Genomic DNA, 21,016 nt, shown 5'->3' on the forward strand with positions numbered 1-21,016 from the left:
TAACTTCATAGCCTAAGTCAATTTTTTAAGCATGTAATAACCCATAATGACCACGCCACGTTTTTCTTGATAGCTGCGGTGTCTCACTTTAAAACCCATTGACTCAAATAGCGGCCTCGACAGTTTAGAAGCATCAACCGATAACTCATCAAACTCACGTTGACTTGCCCATTGCGCTAACTCTGTATATAGCTGCCTCGCGATACCGCGCCCTTGATAGTCTGGATGCACATAAAGGCTATCGATGTAACCACGGCTGTTAAAGTGAGTTTCTAGGTTGATAAAACCACAACACAGAGCATGCCCCGACGCTTGGTTTTGCTCATCAACCATTAGCCAGGTCTTAGATCGCGACAGGCGCTTGTGCCAGTGATAACTCGAACGCGGCGCAAACGACCAAGCCATCCTTTCTTGTGCGGTGTAAACAGCATCGCTTATCTGATTGATAACGGTATGCACCAGCATAGACACATCGGCAGCATAGTCTTTTTGATAAGGGATAAGTTTTAGCATTAGGTCTTTTCTGAGAGTTTCGCGAGTAATTCGTGAGGGCTATTGTGCGGTAGTTTGACACAAAATAAAATGGCGTAGACTCAGTCTACGCCATTGGAATTTAAAACGGCAAAATAATCTATCTCAATCCGAGCCTTATTAGCTCAAAGGATAAAAGAGTAATCATTATTTTTTATCGATACGGCCAACAAACAACAGCTCATCGAAAGTACGGTTTAGCGTTTTACTGCTAAAATCGTTCATCCACATTTGCTCTTGAACAACAACGGTGTCGCCCTTTTTAACTTCAATCTGTGGACCTGCTGCCCAAAAAGTTTTGTCAGCTTCTTTAATCTGTACGTAGGTATAACCGCCGCCATTCATGGTGTCCACGACAGTTCCCTCATGCATAACACCTTGTGCCCATGCGCTTGAGATACCGAGTGCTAACGTTGCTGCCGCAGCCAATTTAACGAGTTTAGCTATCATCGGAAATTTCCTTTAAATAAGTTATCAATTCATCATTATTAAAGCATGCAATAGGTTATAAATCTCTAATTAGTCACAACTATAGAGATTGAATACTCAACTATTAGATCCAACTCTCATTACAAAGTATTTTATCCCTACCACGGAACTTTTTTAATTACAGTATATTTATCACTCAACGAGAACCCTTGCGTTTAGCTTCATCTAATATGGGTTGCAGCATACCTTCAAGCCCATTTAGTTTTACTTCATACATTAGCGCGAGTTGCTGGCCTAACTTCCCTTCAGGAAAGCCCTTAGAGTGAAACCACACTAAGTAAGGCTCTGGCAGTTCGAGTAAGCGTCTGCCAGCATATTTACCAAAAGGCATCTTTTGAGTAATGGCTTCAAGCAGAAGTTTTTCATCCATCACCGTTCTCCTCAACTCAAAGTATTATTAAATCAAAGTATTATTAAATCAAAACTTGTTATAACGCCACATTCTATCAAAATTTATGGCAAATACAGCCCTAATAAAGACGACAACTGGAACCCTGGGTAAATTTACCACAAAACAGATCGACACTTTGTTATACCCTTTCGCGATACAAAGGATTACCCATATAACCAACCGGAATAACAAAACCGTTTAATGAGCCGTTTACACTGAAAAATAGCTCGATACTTATGCACTCAAACTGACTAAACACCATCCAAAACGAGCTAAGCAACTAATTAAATTAACAAATAACCACTTACGGTAACACTTTTAACCCTGCGCCAAAAAACCAACGAAACCAACAATAACGTCAAAAAAACACCGGCGGCCAATTTCTATAAAAAACGTCAAAAAATCATACTGTTGACGAAGCAAATAGATCAACCTAGATTAAGCTTACGGTGACAGAAAGATGAGATGGATTACAGTCATTAACAAATCCGCCTCACCAGTACGCAAACTGTTACTGACCTTCATTCTCAAAATAATAACAACACATTAACCGCGTACAAGAGGAAAACAATATGATCATACTCGTCGGTGGCGAAAAAGGTGGTAGTGGTAAAAGTTGCCTAGCCCAGAATGTCGCTGTATTTCTAACAGCAGAATGCCAAGCCTCAGTAATTATGGTTGATTGCGACCCTCAGCGTACGACATCAGATTGGATCCATGCTCGCAATAACAACCCCGACTTACCCAGCATCAACTGTGTGCAGCTTTACGGAAAAATTCGTAATGATCTTCTTAGCTTAGAGCAACATTATGATTATGTAATAGTCGATTGTGGTGGTCAGGACAATTTAGCATTGCGTGCAACAATGTCGGTTGCTTCGCACGTACTGATGCCCCTTCGCCCTAAACGCCGAGATCTGAAAACGGTCAGCCACATGGATGATATTGTCGCAACGTGTATGATGATAAACCCCAAGATGCGCGCCACATTTGTTATCACTCAATGCCCAAGCTTGCCTAACCAAGCCAATCGAATCTTTGAAGCTAAAGAAGTATGTAAGACATATGACATTAATGTGTTAGATGCGATTACCTATAGCCGAAATATCTATGACGACAGCGAAGAGTCAGGTCTATCCGTGCTCGAAATTGAACCTAAAGGCAAAGCCGCAGGTGAAATTAGAGGTATTGCCTGTGAAATGCTGCAAGTCAATAATGCAACAGAAATTCGCAACCGCCTTGCTGAAAAACACATGATCAAGATGAGAGGTAATTATGGGTCTGGCAGATCTCAAGAAAAACTCTACGCCGTCTAGTTCAACCCATAGGCAGATCCAAACGAGGCAGCTAGCACTCGATGATCTAATTGATGACTTTATTAACGATGCGAGTCGTTACGCTTCTGGCCAAGAAGTACTTGCCACCAACTCAAGTCAAGTCATAGAGTTAGAACGAAAGAAGCCACGATTTCAGCCTGAGTTCAGAAGCAATTTAGTCACTAGTCAGCAAGCCGAAGCCGTTTTAACTGTAAAGAAGGGAAATAGCCCCGTAAGAAAGGCAACCTTCACTCTAACTGAGTCAGCCATTGCTCACTTAGCGACGCTGGCCGATGATTGCGATGTAGCAAAGTCAAAGTTAATTCGCTTCTTAATTGAACATCATTTTAACTTAAGCCCAGAGCAAAGAAAGCAAAAGGAAAAAAGCATTATCGTTGAATAATGCCAATCAGTATAACTCCCTTCCCTTAGCTGGCAGTAGACCGACAATTCTGAAGTATTGCGCTGCCAGCATTTTTCAATCCAAAAAATTCTTACCTTCAATCTCAAGTCTAAAATCATCGAATAAAACGAATCAGTAACACTGCTTGGTTGAATCTTACTCGTTATGGCCATATATCATCAGTAAGCAAACAAACCTCAATAGAAAGGAATTCTATGTTAGCGATTTTTCTTATCTTACTTATCAGTGGTAGTGCAATTGTATGGATTGCTAGTGCGCCATGGCGCGCTCGTCAAAGACGCAAGCGGATTAACCAACAGCCCTTTCCCCATGAGTGGCGTGAGATCTTAAAACGGCGTACTCCGTTCTTCAGAGTCTTACCCACGGATCTGCAACTACAACTTAAAAAACACATTCAGGTCTTTATCGCTGAAAAGCATTTTGTCGGATGCGACGGTCTGAAAATCAACGATGACATTCGCGTCACTGTGGCCGCACAAGCTTGCTTACTATTACTCAATAGAAAAACTGACTTTTATCCGAGGTTAAAAGAGATCCTGATTTATCCTTCGGCGTTTATTGTCGAAAACCAGCAACAACACGGTGCAGGAGTCGTTTCTGCCCAGAAACGCGTCTTAGCGGGTGAATCATGGCAACATGGTCGAGTGGTATTATCTTGGCAAACAACTAAGCACGACGCTGCGGTGCCTGATGATGGCAGTAATGTGGTGTTCCATGAGTTTGCCCATCAGTTAGATCAAGAAGATGGCCGCGCAAATGGCGCTCCTGTGTTAAAAAATATTGCAGACTACGCTTCTTGGTCTAAAGTGCTAATGCAAGAGTATCAAACCTTAGTCGATGCCTCTGTACACGGTGAACTTTCATTATTTAGCTACTATGGCGCAACGAATCCTGCAGAGTTTTTTGCCGTTGTAACGGAAGTGTTTTTCGAACAACCCCATGAGTTTATCAATCAGCATCCTGCACTGTATCAAGAGTTGAGTTCCTTTTATCAACTTGATCCCGTCAATTGGAATTAAAACCGTTATAGAGTGAAGGTCAGTAACACTCTACATAATCACAAGGATAGATATGTTCAATCTCAGTGCCTCGAAAACAATAGGTATTTTATTGTTACTCTCAAGTTCCATTTCAAGCAATGCACTCGCCATTGACACAGCACAAAGCGATAAGCAACAAGCAACCATGGTTTTAGATGCCTTAAACCAATACTCTGCGACCGCCGATTGGGATAATTACTTTGCCCTTTATGATGATAAAGGCATTTTTATCGGTACAGATGTCAATGAACATTGGGATAAGGCCGAGTTTGAACAGTATGCCAGGCCAACAAAAGGCTGGCGTTACGATTTAACCAGTAGAAAGATGACCCAGCACGGTGATGTCATCTGGTTTGACGAAATATTATCTAACCCCTCTTACGGCGTGAGTCGTGGAACCGGAACCTTAATCAAGACAACCAAAGGTTGGAAAATAGCTCAGTATCACTTAAGTTTCCCTATCCCTAACGCCATAGCAAAATCGATTACTCAACAGATAAAGACCGCAAAAAAATAGCAACAGATGACAAACCGAACACCAGCTAAAACAGAAAAAGCGCTGCAAAGCAGCGCTTTTATCAACTTGAAACCCTAATCCATAATTTGGTTTTTAAGCCTTTAATATCAATAACTTAAAAAACATACATTCCCTGTAAGAGCTCCCATATGAGTTATTTCATCTCTATTACTTAATCCCCGTTATTTAATCGAGGCAGAGAAACAGACATTCGCCATATCAACCAAATGGCTAAAACTTGTAAAATCATCTTGGGATAAACGCCGACCAGAACTGTCTCTGTCTGCATAGACCAGACCTATCGCTGTATGGTCCATTATAAGAGGAGCGAGCATAAATCCCGTTGCTGCCGTTATCGCTGAAATGTCACCATCCATAAATAAACGCCATTTAGGCGATCTTGGATTATCAATATACAGTGCCTTCTTTAAAGAAATACAATCTTGAAATACGCTTTTTGTACTGTTCAAAGCAATCGTAAATGAGGCTTTCATTTGTTCACTGCCTTCACCATAAACCATTCTAGGCACTAAATTTTTTCGGTTAGGTGTTAACAACAACACACAGCAGCGATCAACACCCACTCCGGTTAAGATCCCTTTTAATGCGATGGAAAGTACTTGATTGAAATCTTGTTTATTTAACGCGCACTGAGTCAATTCACGCAAACACTGCAACTGTCTGTTTGCATCAGCCGCATAAATTACAACTGTTGGCTCAGTATGTTCTAATTCTCCAGATAAGTAAGTTGGATCAGGTAAGTGCTCAACCAAAATCCGCGCGCCATAAGCATCAGCCATGCTTTTGGTCGCCTTATGACAGCGTATGATCCGCCCTTTAAGCTCATCAAGCTCTAGACCTAACATATCAGCAGTTTGCTTTAATCGATTCGATAGCTCAGCCATCGATGGCTGACTCTGACACAATATTTCGCTTAGCTTATTAGCAAGAAAAATACTGCGGATTTCTGGAGTTCGCTCATCGGGCTGACTCAGTGATTTTATCAGTAAACGACCTAAGCCCCAGCTCCGTGCAAGCCCTAAAGATAATTGCTCAAAAGTAGCGCCGAGCACTTCACGCGTGGCTTTATTCATCTCTTGCATAGAATCACAATGGTTAAGCTTATTATCAAGCACTAAGGTTTCTGCGCAGCCCGTACTCCAAAAAGCACTTTCTCCTAAGTGATAAAGCAAAGAGGCAATAAAAACCTCCTCTTGCAGCTCTTCATCATAGTCTTTGAGTAACATTTTGGTTAACATTGCAGCTTGAAATGCTTGTGCCATTAGCTTCAGCATTCTGTTGTAAACGCCCTCAGTAAGCCCTTCAGCCTCTAACAAACTACTGAGTAATTTAGCAGTAATACAGATGTTCTTTATCGTATCAAAACCCAGTACCACAGCGGCACGACTAACAGTGGTAACCTGGCTAATCCCTTTACTGTAGGTCACGCTATTTGCTACTCGCAAAATTCTGGAGGTCAATGCATTATCATGCATAACACTTTTACCCAGAATCGACAAAGAAGACACATCGTCTTTTGCTAGTTTTTCGAGAGTTTTCACCGTAGAGCAAAGCGCAGGCATCTCTTGGTCACTAATACGATTAGTCCAATATTCAACGCCATTAAATCGACTATTTTCTCTATGAGTTGCTTTCAAGTTACTCTCATCTTATGACGACTAGCCATCAACCATGCAAGTGATGCATTGTTCTGATTTCGTCCCTGAAACTCTACATTATCCACTGCGACTATGCGCAATATCTAATGCACAATCACTACGCTTAACACAACAGCTATAAAGCTATTGCTACATTCTATACGTTAATCACTAACAATAAACCTTTACAGTTCATTAACCAACAACACTATTACAAAACGATACTGATTTTAAATAAAAAAAAACGACTCCGAAGAGTCGCCAATCACAAGCAGAACACCAGCGAAAAGTGTGGTGTTAATAATTTAAAAACCCGCACTGCACGTAGGAATACAGTGCGGGGGACACAAGCTACAAAATGTAGCCAAACCTTTAGCGCATAAAATTTAAGCCGTCAGTAATTGGTAACCCGGTTCGGTAAGAAAATCGACAAGTTCATCTGAAGTCGTGATGGTTTCGAGCAATACAGCGGCTTGAGTATAACTTCCCTGAGTAAAGCGCTCTGGGCCAACCTCTTCTTTGACATGAGCTAACTCCTCTACCAACATTGTTTGGAATAAACCTTTGGTAACAATAACGCCAGAGCTAAGCGGCTGCTGATGCTTTATCCATTGCCAAATGGAGGTACGAGAAACCTCTGCCGTGGCAGCGTCCTCCATTAACCCATAGATAGGAACGCAGCCATTACCGTTAATCCAGGATTCTATGTATTGTAGTGCGATACGGATGTTAAGACGCATACCCGCTTCAGTCCGCTCCCCCGTTGCAGGCATAAGTAATTCACGGGCATGGATTGGCGCATCGACATCGCGTGTAATATGGAGCTGATTGACGTGATCTTCGCCTATATATTCATTAAAAATAGCCATTGCAGTATCTGCAAGTCCTGGATGTGCAACCCAAGTACCGTCATGACCATTACGTGCCTCAAGTTGCTTATCTTGCTTCACTTTTGCTAATACTTGTTGATTTAATTCAGTATCCTTGGCAGGAATATAGGCCGCCATACCGCCCATAGCTAACGCTCCACGTTTATGGCAGGTCTTTATCAACAAACGCGAATAAGCACTTAGGAATGGCTTGTCCATGGTGACCGACTGTCTATCTGGTAGTATACGATCACTATGATTATTTAAGGTTTTAATGTAGCTAAAGATATAATCCCAACGACCACAATTTAATGCGACGATATTTGAACGAAGTTCATATAGGATCTCATCCATTTCAAATACAGCAGGCAAGGTTTCAATTAAACAGGTGCACTTAATCGTGCCTGGCTGAAGGCAAAAGCGCTCTTCAACAAATGTAAACACGTTAGCCCACCATCTAGCCTCCAGATGACTTTCAAGTTTAGGAATATAAAAGTAAGGCCCACTGCCCTTTCTTAATAAAGCACGATAGTTATTGTAAAAATAAATACAAAAATCGAACAGCGCAGCAGGAATGGTGCTCCCCGCAAACTGCACGTGCTTTTCTTGCATATGTAAACCGCGTACTCGACAAATAAGCACGGCGGGATCTTCATTTAATGAGTAATGTTTACCCGTCTCAGCTGCGGTATAACTAATATCCCCGTTAACCGCATCACGCAGGTTTATTTGTCCTTGCACCACTTTTTCCCAGCTTGGAGCAAGTGAGTCTTCAAAGTCAGCCATGAATACTTTAGCGTTTGCATTAAGTGCATTAATGACCAATTTTCTTTCAACAGGGCCGGTGATCTCAACCCGCCGATCTTGTAAGTCGGCAGGAATGCCTCTGATCTGCCAATGTCCTTGACGGATCGCTCGAGTCTGCTCTAAAAAATCTGGCAGCTCGCCTAGATCGATATGCTTTTGCTTGTGCTTTCTGCGAGCAAGCAGTTCAGGGACCTCTGGTGCAAATTGCTTACATAAGGCTTTAAGTAAACACAGCGAGCCCTCTGTTAACACTGTTTCTTGCCCTGCGACAGTTCTACCGTTAATCAACAACTCCTGAGTCGACGATGTCGTTTCTGATTTCGTTTGCGCTGCTGTAAGTTGCTCTGTCATCTTTCATCTCCTAAAACTGTACTCATATTTCTGTAGCAACATCTAAACGCATTTTTAATCGCATTTTGCTTCCCGCCTTGCAGCTTCTGCTAAAGCCTGTCAGTCCAGAGCATTCAGTTCGAGGCTGTCACTCCATGGCAGTCAGTTCAGAGCAGTCAGTTCGAGGCTGTCACTCAGAGCAGTCAGTTCAGAGCAGTCAGTCCAGTCCGGCCCTGTCAGTCAAACTAAGCAGCATGCAATGCTTTAAATGCTTACGCATATGTTGATTTACCACAAAACCTACTGACTAAGCGTACAAGTTGCAAGCTGACACCCGGTCACACAAGTCCTTTACTCAAGCCAACAGCCCATAATTAAAAGACTCAAAGACGCACACCGCAAACTGATTAAATCCTTTAAAGGCAATTAGTTATGAATATTTTAAAATCAATCCCATGATAAACTGAACAAGTTGTAAGACAAATTGACCAAGGCAACAAACTAAAAGTAAATCTGTTACAAAGTTTCACTGCGTAACACTTTTTTTACACTCAAACATCAATACCTGCAGACTGCAGATTTAAGCTAGCGTTTACTCTCACACAGCGATACACAGATACAAACCTTTTTAAAACAATGACATATAAGCAGATAACCACCACCACAATTTAAACAACCGTTTAAATCTAACGTTAACGTTTACGGAAGCTGACTGGGCTGCAGCTAACGCAAATTATGACTCGATAAATATTGACTAACATTGAGAAAAACATTGGTTTAAATGCAAAAAAGTTCATTACGTGGCAAAAAACTAAGTTAATTCGTGACGTTAAGCCACGAACTAAGCACTAAATCAAAGCACTAAATCAAAGCACTAAATCAAAACACTAAATCAAAGTACTTGGACTAAGTACTCATGGGGGATTAATTACTCATGGAGCTATGTTGTCGTTATATGGTTAATTTAAATAAGCACGATAAGATTAAATTCTCGACGTTGAGCTAAACGCGACGCAGCAGTTGCCGAGACAGAGAAAACAAGCTGAAATAGAAACCCAATAGCTAAGCTCAATAACTAAACTCAATGCGAGTAACTAAGCCAGTAACTAAGCCGGTAACTAAACTCAATACTGAAGCGATACACTTAAGTCATGTTGATCTTAGATTAATCGTTGTGAGTTGAAGTGAAACCAAAGAAATAAAGTATGTTACACCCTCACTACCTAACGTAAGCTAACGTAAGCTAAGAGTTAATTAACGGTAGAGTAGAGCTAAATGTAGAGTTAAAGCTAGAGGAAGAGTCTTTGACTCTCCCTCTCCGTAAAAAGAAGCAACTTAGTTTATACCAGCCTATAAGCCAATCATAAATTCAAATTAGCTAAATACAAGAGGGTTATTAGCTTCATCCGTCAGCGCCTCACTTTCAAGTTCAGCAGTATATAATGTCACCCTATTACGACCAGAGTGCTTAGATGCATACAGGGCTATATCTGCACGTTTTAATAGAGGATCTAAGCTGAGATCTTCAACAGTATTACCCGCAACACCAAAACTGGCGCTAATGTTAAATGCATGCCCAGAGTATTTAGTATCAATCGCGGCAATAGCCTCTTTACAGCGCTCTGCTATCCCCAATGCGACAGTTTCATTTGAGTAAGGTAAAAATAGCGCAAACTCTTCTCCGCCCATGCGAGTAAAAATATCACTGTCACGGATAAGGGGTTTTACCGCCGACACCACATGTTTTAAGGTCCAGTCTCCTGTCCCGTGGCCGTAACTATCGTTAATATTTTTAAACAGATCTAAGTCAAATACCACTACGGAAAACTCTGTCTGGCGCACACTGACCTGCACGAACTCATTCTCAGCGAAGTCTTGACCCGCTCCGCGATTATAAACACCAGTCAGCCTGTCGGTTAATGCCAGTTTACGATAACGCATTTTCTGTCTGTGGCTATAAATAACGAATAGCGACAAGAAGAAAATACTGCCAATCAACATAGTTACAATCATTAAATTATTGGTTCGATCTGACTGATCTAACTCTTTCTGAGTTTGCAGCAATTCACGCTCTTGATTAAGTAACGCTATCTCACGCGCCAGCTCTCGGTGTTTAAACTTCGCCATCTGATAAGCATTAGCCTTGGCTTTAGTGTCATCGAGCATTAAATTGGTGTAGTGTTGATGGGATTCTAGATAGTCATAAGCAAGCTTATATTGCTTTGACGCAACGTAGCGTTGCGATAATACTCTTGCGGCAATCGCTTTATATTCAATATGGCTAGGGTCATCACTTAGACTCATCACCTTATTAGCAAACTCTTCCGCCTGGGAGGCATCACCTAAGCTCAAATAGGTTTGACTAAGTAACGCATTTACATGATTGATTTCAGTTTGAAAATTAAACTCTTGATAACCTTTTAATACTGGCTCTAGCAGATATTTAGCCCTGTTATAATCCTCGCTCTGGAGAGCGACTAAAGCTAAGCCCTTTTGTGACATCAAGCCAATAAGTGGGAACTTTTTTTCTTCACAATAAATTTGACTACTGAGAAATCCCTGTTGCGCTTCGCCTGACCTATTTTCTTTTAAATCAACAACAGCGAGCATCAGCAATGAAAAACAATGTTGACGGACATCATTGATTTTAGCACTTAGTTCAGCAGATTTAGCTGCGAACTCTCTCATATCTTGGTAGGCGTTTAATACCAAGGCTAAGTTAGCCAAGCGAACATAGCTGCTGAGCTTAATTTCAATATCATCGTATTTATCAATACGTTGTAAACTGTCCTCCATCAACGTTAATGCTTCAGAATACTGCTTTAAAGCGATGTAATTAGCTGATAATGATTGATGAATTTTACTTTGCAATGCATCTCGAGGGGCTAGCTTCTCAGCATTTTTTAAACTAACTACAGATGCATTATAATTTCCCTGATACGTTAGAAAGACAGCTTGATAGATGTAAACATTAATTTTTTGCTCTCTCGATAAATTGTTCCACTCTCCTATTAATTGAGCAATAAGCTTTTCGGACTTCTGCGATGGAGCACTTATGTTCTTCTCTAACTCCTCAAGAACTTGCTCATAGTCTAAACCCTCTCCATAACTCATATTAGGAAAAAACAGAATTAGTACAGAAAATAAGACTATGAATAATCTCATTTTATAATTACTTTTTATCTACATAAACAAGCAAAAATGATTGAATACCTTTACTGCCAGATAATCCCTTAAGCTTATTTTCATCACCTGAGATCACAGCCTGAATTTCATCATCAGCTAGGCCATTGGCCTTCATCACACCTTGAGGATCTTGCTTATACTCCTCCAGTAACTTAGCGTCTGAACCTAGCTTCTCGAAAAAATTGTTAAACTTAGACATGATTATTCCCTTAAATTAAATGAATATTATTGGTTTATTTTTTTGTTTAGTTACTTTCTTCGCACTTTTCACTTCAGTGACTTTTTTACTTAAGTGACTGTTTACTTTGGTGTTTATTTACCTAGCTACTTAGCAGCCGAGTTATTTCAGGTTGCTACCTAACGGCTCGTTTTACAGCTGCTAGCTTGTAATTGCTGTTTACGACATTAAGCATCTTAAGATGCTTAATCGTCTCAGTCTCAAAACTGCAAGCTCATTACCACAGGGACATTAACCTAAGTCTTCGGCGGTGATCCCAAGCTTGGCCAATACCTCATGATTAAACTCTAGCTCTCTCGAGGGTGGAATAAGCAAGGTCGTGATAGATGAAAGACGCGCAAACGGCAGTTCTTTCAAGGCTATCTTGTCGATTCTAGGAATCTGAGTGGGTAAGTTAGGGGCCTCATATAGCACGATTTCATGCTCTAGAGGGTACCACTCGTTAAGTTGCTCTACTAACACCTGTAACCTGTCTGATGAAGTATGAAACTCAGTTAAGGTATGCTCGCCAGCGATGCCAATTTGCCATAGCAGTAAGTGCGTTGTCGGATCTGGCGTATGCTTGTAAAACATAAATTGGCTGGCTTCGAAACTTTGATGACCCGAGGCGCCAGGATCAATACCCACATCGGCCCATAAACAGGCCTCGGCCGAAATACCCGGCTCCATTTGCGCTGGATAACCCTCTTCTCTTGCCTGAGTAATCGCAAAATGCGATACACAAGCGAAAACGCCCGGATGACCATATAGCGCACAAACAACTCTTTTGCCTAAGCGCACCTGCTCTAAAATGGCTGCCACCATCTGTTCATAAGTATCTCGGCGGTTTTTAACTTCACCTTCTTGAGCGTAATAAGGCTGAAGACTGCGCACGTCTTGGTTGAGAGACTCAAGCCAATGCTGTGCAAATCCGTCTGGCACCAGAGAAAACACCACATCAGCATGCTCTATGTAGCTTTTACTCAGTACGCTAATTTGTCCGGCCAAGTTCAAACCCGTGCCGACACAAACCAAAGTTCCTTTTTCTTTTGCTGTCATTTACTCAATTGCCTGTTATTACGATTATTATTGTTGTTTTGCTGCAAAAAACTAAGCTGCGCAAATAGATTACAAAACCACGTTAATTTAGCATAACAACTGCGTAACTTAAACACAAAATAGGTCAATACATTTAATCGACAATAAAATGGTTTTACCTTTCTAGTTAAACCATTTTTCAACCGCGATATAAAGTGAATAATTTGATAGTATCCAATTGAATTTCATACTGTAAGAGTCATCCTGGCATTACAATAGCAATAGCGTCATTTTTAACAAATTAGTGCGATAGATGAACTATTTGCCGTTTGTCGACTCAATATACCCACAATGCTGAGATTAATGTTAAATCCTTTAATTAAAGTAAAGAATTCCGCCCCAAGCACGCCTTGCAGTAATACTCCTTGTCATAAGGGTGACTGCTTGGGTATTATGACCGACAGATTTTGATGAAGTAGCGCATTCAATGACAATTAAAAAGAAAAGTCTTACCCTTTTGGGCGCTGCTGCGCTCTCGTTATCACTTAGTGCTTGTAGTGTTTTTGACTGGTTGATCTATAAACCTGATATCCCTCAGGGTAACTATATGGAAAAGCAGCAAGTTGAAAAGTTACGAATCGATATGACTAAAGAGCAGGTTGAATACGTGCTTGGTCGTCCCGTTTTACGAGACAGTTTCTCAGATGATACTTGGTATTATGTCTACCACTATAAGAGTGGCCGTGACGCCAGCATTATCCATAAAGAACTTATTCTTAACTTTAATGGCGATAAGCTAACTGAAGTGAAAGGTGATTATGAGCTTAGCCCTGACTTTGGTGTCCCACTTGAAGAAAGTAAGTTACCAGAGATCAACACCCCAGAAGGTGATCCTTTGATCCCAGAGCAGCGCCCTCAAGCTAAACCTCTGATCGAAGAGGAACAAACACAACCTGAGACACTCTCAGAAAAGTTTGAATAATTAGTCCTGGCATCAATACAAAAATGGCGACTCCCGTTTGGGCGTCGCCATTTTCATATCCGTCATTAATAGCCTTTATTCATTAAAGCAATTTCAGGGGCATTAAAGCTTACTACCCGTAATCTTATTAATTCGGCCATCTTCTTTCGCTTTTTCTGCACGTTTACGACGCACATCCTTAGGATCGGCAATTAATGGCCGGTAAATCTCAACGCGTTGACCAGGTTGTAGCACTTCATCATGCTTAACTAAGCGACTAAAAATCCCCAATTTTACCGTTTCAAGATCAATATCAGGAAAGTAACGCTGCATATCACTTAACTTGACCGCATCGATACAGGTCGTTCCGGCTGGAACCTGAACCTTAATCAGCTTTTGCTGCTTGGGTAGCGCATAAATAACTTCAACCAAAAATGATGTTTGTTCAGTACTCATTTGTATATCACCTTCGCGCGGCTCGTAAATGCAGTTACCATGGATCCCATCAACTCTTTAAAAACCTTGCCAAAGGCCATATCGACAATTGGGCTAGAGAATTCAAACTGCAACTCGAAATTTACCTTGCAGGCATCTTCAGTAAGCTCAGTAAACGTCCACTCACCAACGAGTTCTTTAAAAGGACCGTTTTCTAATTGTAATTGAATACTTTTACCAGCAACAACTTGATTGCGAGTAGTGAAGGTTTTACTGATCCCCGCTTTTGCCACATCAACCGACGCCAGCATCGTTTTGCCGTCAAACTCTATCACCTTACCACCGACACATCCGGGCAAGAACTCTTTATATGACTCAACATCATTGACTAAGTCATACATCTGCATCGCGCTGAAGCGAACTAATATACTGCGTGAAATTTGCGGCATTGAAGATTGCTACTCAGTAATTAAAAACCAAAGGTCGATTTTAACATGAACACAAAAAAACGCATCTTTGATACTCAAGAGTGATATTAAGCGACTAAAAAGCAAACAAACTCACCGCTGATAACAACAAAACATCGAATAAATCCACTTGCCCAATTCCATATTTGCTAAGCCTGAGTATAATGTGTCTCCTATGGCTAAGAAAAACGCAAAAAATTCAAAGAACAGTTCAGCTTCAATCGCACGTAATAAACGCGCAACCTTCGACTATAAGTTTGAAGAGAAGCTAGAAGCAGGCCTATCCCTCATGGGATGGGAAGTTAAGTCTATTCGTATGGGCAAGGTCAACTTGTCCGAAAGCTACGTCTTTTTAAGAGAAGGCGAGGCTTACCTTTTTGGTTGCACCATCGCACCACTTAATACCGCCTCTTCTCATGTAGTGTGTGATCCTTTGCGCTCACGTAAGCTACTACTTAAACGTAAAGAGCTTGATAAGCTGCAAGGGCTAGTTGACCGTAAAGGTTACTCAATTGTTCCAATCTCTATGTATTGGCAGAAAGGCGCTTGGGTTAAAATTGAGATTGGCCTAGGTAAAGGTAAGAAAGAACACGACAAGCGCGACGATACTAAAGATCGCGAATGGCAAATTGAAAAGGCTCGTACCATAAAGAAGGCGGTACAGCAGTAATTTCAACAACGTACCTAATGAATAACGTACGTATAACGAACAATCGGTTGTAAATGCGATTTTTATGCTTGGTAAAACAAGCTAGGTCGCGTTACAATCACATTGTACTTGGGGGCGATTCTGGATTCGACAAGATTCTCGAAACCCTGGGAGCATGCCGAGGGGCGGTTGGCCTCGTAAAAAGCCGCACCGTTATAGTTGCAAACGACTCTAACTACTCTCTAGCAGCTTAGGCTAGCTAGCCATCTTGCTCACGTTTATCAAATGGGCAGAGTAATAAGATGGTCACCTTTACATTTGATAGCGAGGGAACCACGTTCAGGGGTGAACCGCGAAACAGTACTGAACTCGCCAATTACAATCCTGTCTTTCGGAGTGTACTTGGTTAACCAAAAGAGAGACTAAGCATGTAGCGCCTTGGATGTAGGCTTTTTGGACGCGGGTTCGAGCCCCGCCGCCTCCACCAATACTTAAGAAAGGCCAACCTTAACCGGTTGGCCTTTTTTTCTGCCTGTTTTCAGCCACTTGCGGTATGTTTACTTGATGATTGGTGACGTCTTTTACTCAATTAACTGTTTATCAATAATGGCGACAAATAGCCAAGTGGCGACAAAGTGGCGACAGCCAAATTAAAGTGGCGACATTGGCGGCACTGATTTACCCGCTTTTTTCATTTCAGTTTTATTTTTATCTAACTTAATGTTTTTATTGTGTTTGATCACCTTTCTATTTTTTAGCCTTTCTCATTAAAACCCCACGGAATCCAGCGAAAACCCAGCATTCATGCGGCTTTCACGATTTCTTAGCCTCTCAAAGCGCCTGTATGGAACTGTAAAACAGTGAAATAAACCGCGATCATTTCAGATCTTCGATCCATTAAAAGCCCTAGGAATGGCGCTGGCTGCGCCTATGAACTGCAATAATCTAAAACTGAAATAAAAAAATTAAATAAAGCGCGCAGGAGGGGAGGAAGAGTGCGGATTTCGTGGCGCGGATTCTCTGTGGCGTTGGTTTCCGTGGGGAAAACTTGGTGATTATATCTGGGCGCGGGTTCGAGCCCCACGACAGGAACCGAACCCGCGTCGATACTTTTGGGTTGGTTGAGTGACGTCGAGCATAGATAGAGCTGGCTTTACTGCAGGCAATAGAAAGCCCAGCGGTAAGCTGGGCTTATGCGTTGAGTCGCATCTGTTATACGTTAAGTTAATGCGTGAAGCTTAACGCTATATTGCGTTGATAACGGATTGCGGCTGATGATAACGGCTATTAGCTGACTTTGTATGTGCCTGATGAACTGCCGCCTGTGACTTGCACTTGGGCGTTGCTGGTGATCTCGGCTACGACTGCGGCGGCTATGGCTTCGGCCATCTTGGCGGCAAAAGCATGTTCACCATTGGCGGTAAAGCCTCTGGCCTCTAGTTCGCTGACTATCTTGCCCTTTAGTGATGATTGACTTAGTGCCATGTGACTTCCTTTTGTTTTGCCTAACTACTTACCTGCAGTAACTGTTGATGAACCATCACCATGTGGGCCACCTGTAAAGTGGCAGATGTGGGCACAAGTGACCACGGCCTTGCCACCGTTGAGCTTTATGGTGTCGGCATCTTCGGTGATGTTCTTGGCTTTGATGTTTAAATCTTTGGTGATTGTCATGCTCATCTTGCCCTCGACCAGTGTTAGCTGGTCTTTTAGCACTTTGATTTCTTGCGACTGCTTAACCAGTAACTTATGCATTTGGCCCACTGTGGTGCGAATGTCTTTGTCGGTTTCGGTGATGAGGTTGCCAACATCATCGAATAGCTGATAAACCCCATCGCGCACTTGGTTACGGCTTTCGCCTGCTTTGATTGCTGGCAGGTCCCAGCCAAATGGTAATACTGTTCTGATAAATGGTTTATCTGGCCTGCCGTAAGCAAAGCCGATTTCAACAATTGAGCCAATAGCCGGAGGCTCTAACCGCCCTGCTTTGTCTCCTGCACCTGGTAATGGTAATGGCACTGCTTGCAGTGGTTTAGATTTAGTTTCGGTACCGTTTTCATCTAGCAGCTGCACGTCAACGGCATAACGTGGATAGAATGCATCACTACCGCGTTCGCCATCTTCTTTTGGTAGTTCTGGCAGTGCGACCACTTTTGCCCAGCGCGGTAAGTGCAGGCCTGATGTTAATTCAGGGAATAACCGCCGCACGATACGTTTAATTACTGTTTCCACTTTATCAGCTCCTTACCAACTGATGATCATTTCAGTTTGCTTGAACTCAACTGATTTAATGCGCTCATTATTAGCGGTGACATTTGGGCGCACCATTGGCGCCGCTGGCATGGTTGCCGTTCTGCCTGCTTGGTGGTTGGTCATTAAGGCATTGGGGATCACAACCGGCTTATTGTGCCAGTATGAATCTTGATAACTTCCAATATAGATTTGACCATTGCCTTGTTGTTGCCAGATAAAGTCTGGGATTTGATAGGCACGGCCAATGTTATCTAGGATTTCATAGCCCGAGCCATCGCAATAAAAACACGGTATTGATGCGTTGGCGTAGGCTTTATCTGGGACGACAAAACTCAAGCCTGTTTGCGCGCTGACTTCATCAAGCACTTGGCGCATGGTTGGGTGACGCAGCATTACGCTTAAGTTAAACGCTAGTGATGCGGCCAACTCACGACAAAACAAGGTATACCAACCATTAACGGCTGGCATAACTCTTTCAACGTAACCGATAAACACCCGATCAACCATTTCGCCCCAGCCTAAATCAAGAGCCACTTTATCCAAGCGATTCACTTTAGTATTGACGGTAATTTGGCAAGTACCTGGCGAGTCACTTTTTAACACTAGCCAATGGTTTTTTAACTCCACTTGCTTAGCGTTAACCGTGGCACGGGCAATAAAGCGAGCGTTCGGTTTATTCATTAGGTTCTCAACTCACCAAAATTTTCAGTTAACAGCTTATCCAGTGAAGCGTATTGCACACCGGACTGTTCGACTTCACCGCCTTGTTGGTTGGCGGTTGCTTGTGGCAAGCGTTGCTCCTTTTTCTCTGGCACTGAGCGATATTCACTTAAAGTGAAGTTAACACGCCATTGCCTTGTGGTTTGCTGCTCAACTGCATCAATTTTGCTGGCAAAGCGCACTTGCTTAACACCAAGTGCACTCGCGGTGTGATTGCTGATGCGGTAGATCATTCTTGCGCCCACCTCGGTCGCCTCAGCCATATTGAATAAGTCTGATAAGTGCCCTGCTTCAGTAAAAGGAATGAAGCCGGCTACACTTATCATTTTGGCCTTAGCGCCCGTTTCGGCGCTATCGGTGCTTGAGCTCTGGCCGCTGGCGTCTTCACTGGCGAGTTCTTGACTCGCCGTGATCTGCAAGCTTTTGAGTTTAATTGCTGTAGAGTTTAGGGTTAGCACTATCTTGCTCTCCATTTCACAGGGTAAGAACCGTAGTTTTCCGTACCATTTGAAATGTTAATAAACCTAACTTTAATGGTTCCTGTTCCCGATTGTGTAACTTGAGGTAAAACCGGCACAATCTCATCATTTTGAGGATCTATTTCGACCGCGTAATCTGTCAGCGTTTTTTGTAAACCTGTAATAATACTTGAGCCTCCTAATAACGCCTCAACTCTCCCTGATGCTACGAACCCAGTATTAATTATGTCATTTGTTTTAATTAGTTTTCCTGACCCGTAAATAACTATTTTATCATCATCAATGACCCCTTTAGGGTCATTCAAGAATACAGTTGCGCTATCTTGTATAAGAATATGTTGTATATTCTCATCGCTTCCTATGATTTTTGGGTTGTTTATATAAACTACAGCGCTATTCATCACACGAAACAAGTAAGTATTCTTCTCTGTAGCCTTTGGTGTTGCAAAGGTTGGATAGTTGAATGTAACTTCCGAATCTGACTGGCATCGAATAGCTTCTGTATTTGCTCCTAAAGTGCCTGCGTCCTGTTCGAAATTCGGGCTATTAAATATAATACCAAACGCGCTCCCAGCTATATTCACATGCGGTGCCCCACCGCTACCCGAGTTATAACCATTGAATACGAAGTTTTTACACCCACCAATAAAAAGACCATTAATTGTTGGTTGCGAACTATAACAGTTGTTAAACGTATGATTGATTAACTGGCCGTCCCCTATAAATTTAAAGCTTTCTCCGCAAAAGTTAGCTCTAACATTATCAAACTGATTACTAAACGCATTCCGACTAGACTGATAACCAACACCAAACCAATTTAAAGATATATCTTCTAAATGTATGTTTGTTACAGTTTGCGCATCAGTCAAATCGATCCCTTTACCGGTCCCAACATTTCCATGCTGAAAGCCTTCTTGATAAAAAGAAGCCGATTTTATTTTTGTTGATCTTAATTGTTTACCTGCTTGTACCTTGAAAGCGCTATCCGACGATTTTGGGGTTTTAACTGTAGTACTTATGTCACTTACACCTATTAAACCAACGCCGTAAACGCTTGCAGTTGTCAGCTTAAAAATATAGTCCCCACTATCAATATTAATTACTCCATTTGGATTTTTCCCAGCAATGACTGCTATATTATCAGAACAATCAACCCCAGCATTAACCCCCCATTCCGCGCCATTAACACTTTGATACTGCAATACAGCTACGAGCCCTGGTGCAACATCTAATATATCAACCCCATTAGGAATAAAAATGGCCGGACGTATTTCAAAAAGAGCATTAGCTCTATCTGTTGCAATAACCCTTGATCCAAGCTTTCTGTATTTCCCACTTTCAATTTCATTTATGGTTGTATATATAGCTGTTTTATCGAGTTTTTCACTCAAACCCTCTGTATTTCTCAAATCCTCAACATCATCTGCCGCATTAACTACTGCGAGCTTATACACGTAATGCTGTACACCTTGCACGTCAATGTAATCGTCCATTTCGCCATTAGTGACGGTAAAGGCAACTTGTGGCGTCCAAACACTATTAGCGGTACCGCTAAACCACGCATCTACATACACAAACTGCGGATATGACTGCAGGGTTAAAATGTGTTCTTGCTTAAGTTCGATACGCAGGCCTGACACATAACCCACACCTGGCAACACGCTAAAGCTGTTGGCCGTTGCGCGTGGTGCCACTTTAAAGCCGTCTTCAATAAACCAATCTTTGCCGTTCATATCAGCGGCAAGCTGTTGCGTTAGCTTATCCATACCACCTAAGCGTGCGGTAAAATCTAGCTGCCACGTTTCTGGCGCTACGTTAATACCAGTGAGATCGGCAATACCTGAATACTCAATACCAAAATTACGGTTTAGAATATTACCAGCCACACCCGGCTCGGTGATGGTTTTTACCGTAGTTGGAATATGGTTAATTGCCACTAAGGTTTGGTTAACTGACGAATACAAACCTACCCAGTTAAATTCAAACGGGCCAGTAAGGCTATCTAGCACGGTTGAGTAAACCACCACGTTGTCATTAATGCGGCCAACCTGCTGTACAATTTGCTCATGTACCTTATGTTCGGTAGGTATGCCCTCTTCGCGGTTAATTGGCGCCGTTGGGTCTTGGTTTGGTACGTTGGCGAAAATAAAGGTATCAATATCCAGCTGCTCATTAGCTTGTGCTTTAGCTGCAAAGAGTTTTTCACCTGCGATTGTAATAACTGAAGCCATGTTGTTTC

The 21,016-nt window shown here is 42.1% G+C and carries 21 protein-coding genes and 1 other RNA gene; 7 read left to right on the forward strand and 15 right to left on the reverse strand.

The window, feature by feature from the left end; translation table 11 throughout:
* Window positions 1-12: 12 nt before the first annotated feature.
* From ACVBIO_RS03255 to ACVBIO_RS03265, 3 genes are all read right to left on the reverse strand, one after another.
* Complete coding sequence (locus ACVBIO_RS03255; RefSeq protein WP_447161182.1) at window positions 13-513, reverse strand: GNAT family N-acetyltransferase; 501 nt, start codon at window positions 511-513, stop codon at window positions 13-15.
* A gap of 165 nt (window positions 514-678) precedes the next feature.
* Window positions 679-981 carry an NrfJ gene (locus ACVBIO_RS03260; RefSeq protein ID WP_447161181.1) on the reverse strand — a complete coding sequence of 101 codons (303 nt, stop codon included), beginning with the start codon at window positions 979-981 and terminating at the stop codon, window positions 679-681.
* A gap of 175 nt (window positions 982-1,156) precedes the next feature.
* A complete protein-coding gene (locus tag ACVBIO_RS03265; RefSeq protein WP_447161180.1) occupies window positions 1,157-1,390 on the reverse strand; it encodes a DUF3820 family protein in 234 nt (77 codons plus the stop codon).
* Between the two features lie 593 nt (window positions 1,391-1,983).
* On the opposite strand from ACVBIO_RS03265, the gene ACVBIO_RS03270 reads away from it, so the two are divergent.
* The 4 genes from ACVBIO_RS03270 (at window position 1,984) to ACVBIO_RS03285 (ending at window position 4,708) form a co-directional block, all read left to right on the forward strand.
* Window positions 1,984-2,727, forward strand: coding sequence for an AAA family ATPase (locus tag ACVBIO_RS03270; protein ID WP_447161179.1), 744 nt, complete (start codon window positions 1,984-1,986; stop codon window positions 2,725-2,727).
* Window positions 2,687-3,130 carry a CopG family transcriptional regulator gene (locus ACVBIO_RS03275; RefSeq protein WP_447161178.1) on the forward strand — a complete coding sequence of 148 codons (444 nt, stop codon included), beginning with the start codon at window positions 2,687-2,689 and terminating at the stop codon, window positions 3,128-3,130. Before ACVBIO_RS03270 ends, ACVBIO_RS03275 begins: the two co-directional genes overlap by 41 nt.
* 215 nt (window positions 3,131-3,345) lie before the next feature.
* A complete protein-coding gene (locus tag ACVBIO_RS03280; protein WP_447161177.1) occupies window positions 3,346-4,170 on the forward strand; it encodes a M90 family metallopeptidase in 825 nt (274 codons plus the stop codon).
* 52 nt (window positions 4,171-4,222) lie between these two features.
* Entirely contained in the window at window positions 4,223-4,708 is a 486-nt protein-coding gene (locus ACVBIO_RS03285) for a nuclear transport factor 2 family protein (protein WP_447161176.1), read from the forward strand.
* Window positions 4,709-4,890: 182 nt separating this feature from the next.
* On the opposite strand, the gene ACVBIO_RS03290 is transcribed toward ACVBIO_RS03285, so the two are convergent.
* The 5 genes from ACVBIO_RS03290 to ACVBIO_RS03310 form a co-directional block, all read right to left on the reverse strand.
* Window positions 4,891-6,366, reverse strand: a complete 1,476-nt coding sequence (locus ACVBIO_RS03290) for an HDOD domain-containing protein (protein ID WP_447168900.1) — start codon at window positions 6,364-6,366, stop codon at window positions 4,891-4,893.
* 386 nt (window positions 6,367-6,752) lie between these two features.
* Window positions 6,753-8,393 carry a malate synthase A gene (gene aceB, locus ACVBIO_RS03295; protein ID WP_447171940.1) on the reverse strand — a complete coding sequence of 547 codons (1,641 nt, stop codon included), beginning with the start codon at window positions 8,391-8,393 and terminating at the stop codon, window positions 6,753-6,755.
* Window positions 8,394-9,746: 1,353 nt separating this feature from the next.
* Window positions 9,747-11,537 (reverse strand): tetratricopeptide repeat-containing diguanylate cyclase, encoded by a 1,791-nt coding sequence (locus ACVBIO_RS03300; protein WP_447163825.1) that lies wholly within the window; start codon window positions 11,535-11,537, stop codon window positions 9,747-9,749.
* Between the two features lie 7 nt (window positions 11,538-11,544).
* Entirely contained in the window at window positions 11,545-11,757 is a 213-nt protein-coding gene (locus ACVBIO_RS03305) for a hypothetical protein (protein ID WP_447161173.1), read from the reverse strand.
* A gap of 270 nt (window positions 11,758-12,027) precedes the next feature.
* Complete coding sequence (locus tag ACVBIO_RS03310; RefSeq protein ID WP_447171941.1) at window positions 12,028-12,834, reverse strand: SAM-dependent methyltransferase; 807 nt, start codon at window positions 12,832-12,834, stop codon at window positions 12,028-12,030.
* A gap of 466 nt (window positions 12,835-13,300) precedes the next feature.
* Between ACVBIO_RS03310 and ACVBIO_RS03315 the strand changes: the two genes are divergently transcribed.
* Window positions 13,301-13,795 carry an outer membrane protein assembly factor BamE gene (locus ACVBIO_RS03315; RefSeq protein ID WP_447161171.1) on the forward strand — a complete coding sequence of 165 codons (495 nt, stop codon included), beginning with the start codon at window positions 13,301-13,303 and terminating at the stop codon, window positions 13,793-13,795.
* 102 nt (window positions 13,796-13,897) lie between these two features.
* On the opposite strand, the gene ACVBIO_RS03320 is transcribed toward ACVBIO_RS03315, so the two are convergent.
* Both ACVBIO_RS03320 and ACVBIO_RS03325 read right to left on the reverse strand, forming a co-directional pair.
* A complete protein-coding gene (locus ACVBIO_RS03320) occupies window positions 13,898-14,230 on the reverse strand; it encodes an RnfH family protein (RefSeq protein ID WP_447161170.1) in 333 nt (110 codons plus the stop codon).
* Window positions 14,227-14,658 (reverse strand): SRPBCC family protein, encoded by a 432-nt coding sequence (locus tag ACVBIO_RS03325; protein ID WP_447171942.1) that lies wholly within the window; start codon window positions 14,656-14,658, stop codon window positions 14,227-14,229. Before ACVBIO_RS03325 ends, ACVBIO_RS03320 begins: the two co-directional genes overlap by 4 nt.
* Before the next feature lie 193 nt (window positions 14,659-14,851).
* Between ACVBIO_RS03325 and smpB the strand changes: the two genes are divergently transcribed.
* Together smpB and ssrA are read left to right on the forward strand one after the other, a co-directional pair.
* Window positions 14,852-15,346, forward strand: a complete 495-nt coding sequence (gene smpB / locus ACVBIO_RS03330) for an SsrA-binding protein SmpB (protein ID WP_012154535.1) — start codon at window positions 14,852-14,854, stop codon at window positions 15,344-15,346.
* A gap of 110 nt (window positions 15,347-15,456) precedes the next feature.
* Window positions 15,457-15,812, forward strand: a transfer-messenger RNA (tmRNA) gene (gene ssrA / locus ACVBIO_RS03335).
* An 800-nt stretch (window positions 15,813-16,612) separates the two neighbouring features.
* Here ssrA and ACVBIO_RS03340 read toward each other — a convergent pair.
* From ACVBIO_RS03340 to ACVBIO_RS03360, 5 genes are read right to left on the reverse strand one after another with little or no spacing between them, the layout of a single operon-like run.
* The gene (locus ACVBIO_RS03340; RefSeq protein WP_447171943.1) at window positions 16,613-16,810 is read right to left on the reverse strand and encodes a hypothetical protein; all 198 of its coding nucleotides are present in this window, start codon (window positions 16,808-16,810) and stop codon (window positions 16,613-16,615) included.
* Between the two features lie 24 nt (window positions 16,811-16,834).
* A complete protein-coding gene (locus ACVBIO_RS03345) occupies window positions 16,835-17,557 on the reverse strand; it encodes a hypothetical protein (RefSeq protein WP_447171944.1) in 723 nt (240 codons plus the stop codon).
* 12 nt (window positions 17,558-17,569) lie between these two features.
* On the reverse strand, window positions 17,570-18,259 hold the full coding sequence (locus ACVBIO_RS03350; RefSeq protein WP_447171945.1) for a hypothetical protein: 690 nt from the start codon (window positions 18,257-18,259) through the stop codon (window positions 17,570-17,572).
* On the reverse strand, window positions 18,259-18,756 hold the full coding sequence (locus ACVBIO_RS03355) for a baseplate complex protein (protein ID WP_447171946.1): 498 nt from the start codon (window positions 18,754-18,756) through the stop codon (window positions 18,259-18,261). The genes ACVBIO_RS03350 and ACVBIO_RS03355 overlap by 1 nt, the downstream gene beginning before the upstream one ends.
* On the reverse strand, window positions 18,756-21,008 hold the full coding sequence (locus ACVBIO_RS03360; protein WP_447171947.1) for a phage tail-collar fiber domain-containing protein: 2,253 nt from the start codon (window positions 21,006-21,008) through the stop codon (window positions 18,756-18,758). The genes ACVBIO_RS03355 and ACVBIO_RS03360 overlap by 1 nt, the downstream gene beginning before the upstream one ends.
* Window positions 21,009-21,016 lie beyond the last annotated feature (8 nt).

Source organism: Shewanella sp. 0m-8 (genome assembly GCF_052977265.1).

Coding starts and splice junctions, on each gene's coding strand:
- ACVBIO_RS03255 (WP_447161182.1), bottom strand. CDS start 513: ATGCTAAAACTTATCCCTTATCAAAAAGACTATGCTGCCGATGTGTCT.
- ACVBIO_RS03260 (WP_447161181.1), bottom strand. CDS start 981: ATGATAGCTAAACTCGTTAAATTGGCTGCGGCAGCAACGTTAGCACTC.
- ACVBIO_RS03265 (WP_447161180.1), bottom strand. CDS start 1,390: ATGGATGAAAAACTTCTGCTTGAAGCCATTACTCAAAAGATGCCTTTT.
- ACVBIO_RS03270 (WP_447161179.1), top strand. CDS start 1,984: ATGATCATACTCGTCGGTGGCGAAAAAGGTGGTAGTGGTAAAAGTTGC.
- ACVBIO_RS03275 (WP_447161178.1), top strand. CDS start 2,687: ATGGGTCTGGCAGATCTCAAGAAAAACTCTACGCCGTCTAGTTCAACC.
- ACVBIO_RS03280 (WP_447161177.1), top strand. CDS start 3,346: ATGTTAGCGATTTTTCTTATCTTACTTATCAGTGGTAGTGCAATTGTA.
- ACVBIO_RS03285 (WP_447161176.1), top strand. CDS start 4,223: ATGTTCAATCTCAGTGCCTCGAAAACAATAGGTATTTTATTGTTACTC.
- aceB (WP_447171940.1), bottom strand. CDS start 8,393: ATGACAGAGCAACTTACAGCAGCGCAAACGAAATCAGAAACGACATCG.
- ACVBIO_RS03300 (WP_447163825.1), bottom strand. CDS start 11,537: ATGAGATTATTCATAGTCTTATTTTCTGTACTAATTCTGTTTTTTCCT.
- ACVBIO_RS03305 (WP_447161173.1), bottom strand. CDS start 11,757: ATGTCTAAGTTTAACAATTTTTTCGAGAAGCTAGGTTCAGACGCTAAG.
- ACVBIO_RS03310 (WP_447171941.1), bottom strand. CDS start 12,834: ATGACAGCAAAAGAAAAAGGAACTTTGGTTTGTGTCGGCACGGGTTTG.
- ACVBIO_RS03315 (WP_447161171.1), top strand. CDS start 13,301: ATGACAATTAAAAAGAAAAGTCTTACCCTTTTGGGCGCTGCTGCGCTC.
- ACVBIO_RS03320 (WP_447161170.1), bottom strand. CDS start 14,230: ATGAGTACTGAACAAACATCATTTTTGGTTGAAGTTATTTATGCGCTA.
- ACVBIO_RS03325 (WP_447171942.1), bottom strand. CDS start 14,658: ATGCCGCAAATTTCACGCAGTATATTAGTTCGCTTCAGCGCGATGCAG.
- smpB (WP_012154535.1), top strand. CDS start 14,852: ATGGCTAAGAAAAACGCAAAAAATTCAAAGAACAGTTCAGCTTCAATC.
- ACVBIO_RS03340 (WP_447171943.1), bottom strand. CDS start 16,810: ATGGCACTAAGTCAATCATCACTAAAGGGCAAGATAGTCAGCGAACTA.
- ACVBIO_RS03350 (WP_447171945.1), bottom strand. CDS start 18,259: ATGAATAAACCGAACGCTCGCTTTATTGCCCGTGCCACGGTTAACGCT.
- ACVBIO_RS03360 (WP_447171947.1), bottom strand. CDS start 21,008: ATGGCTTCAGTTATTACAATCGCAGGTGAAAAACTCTTTGCAGCTAAA.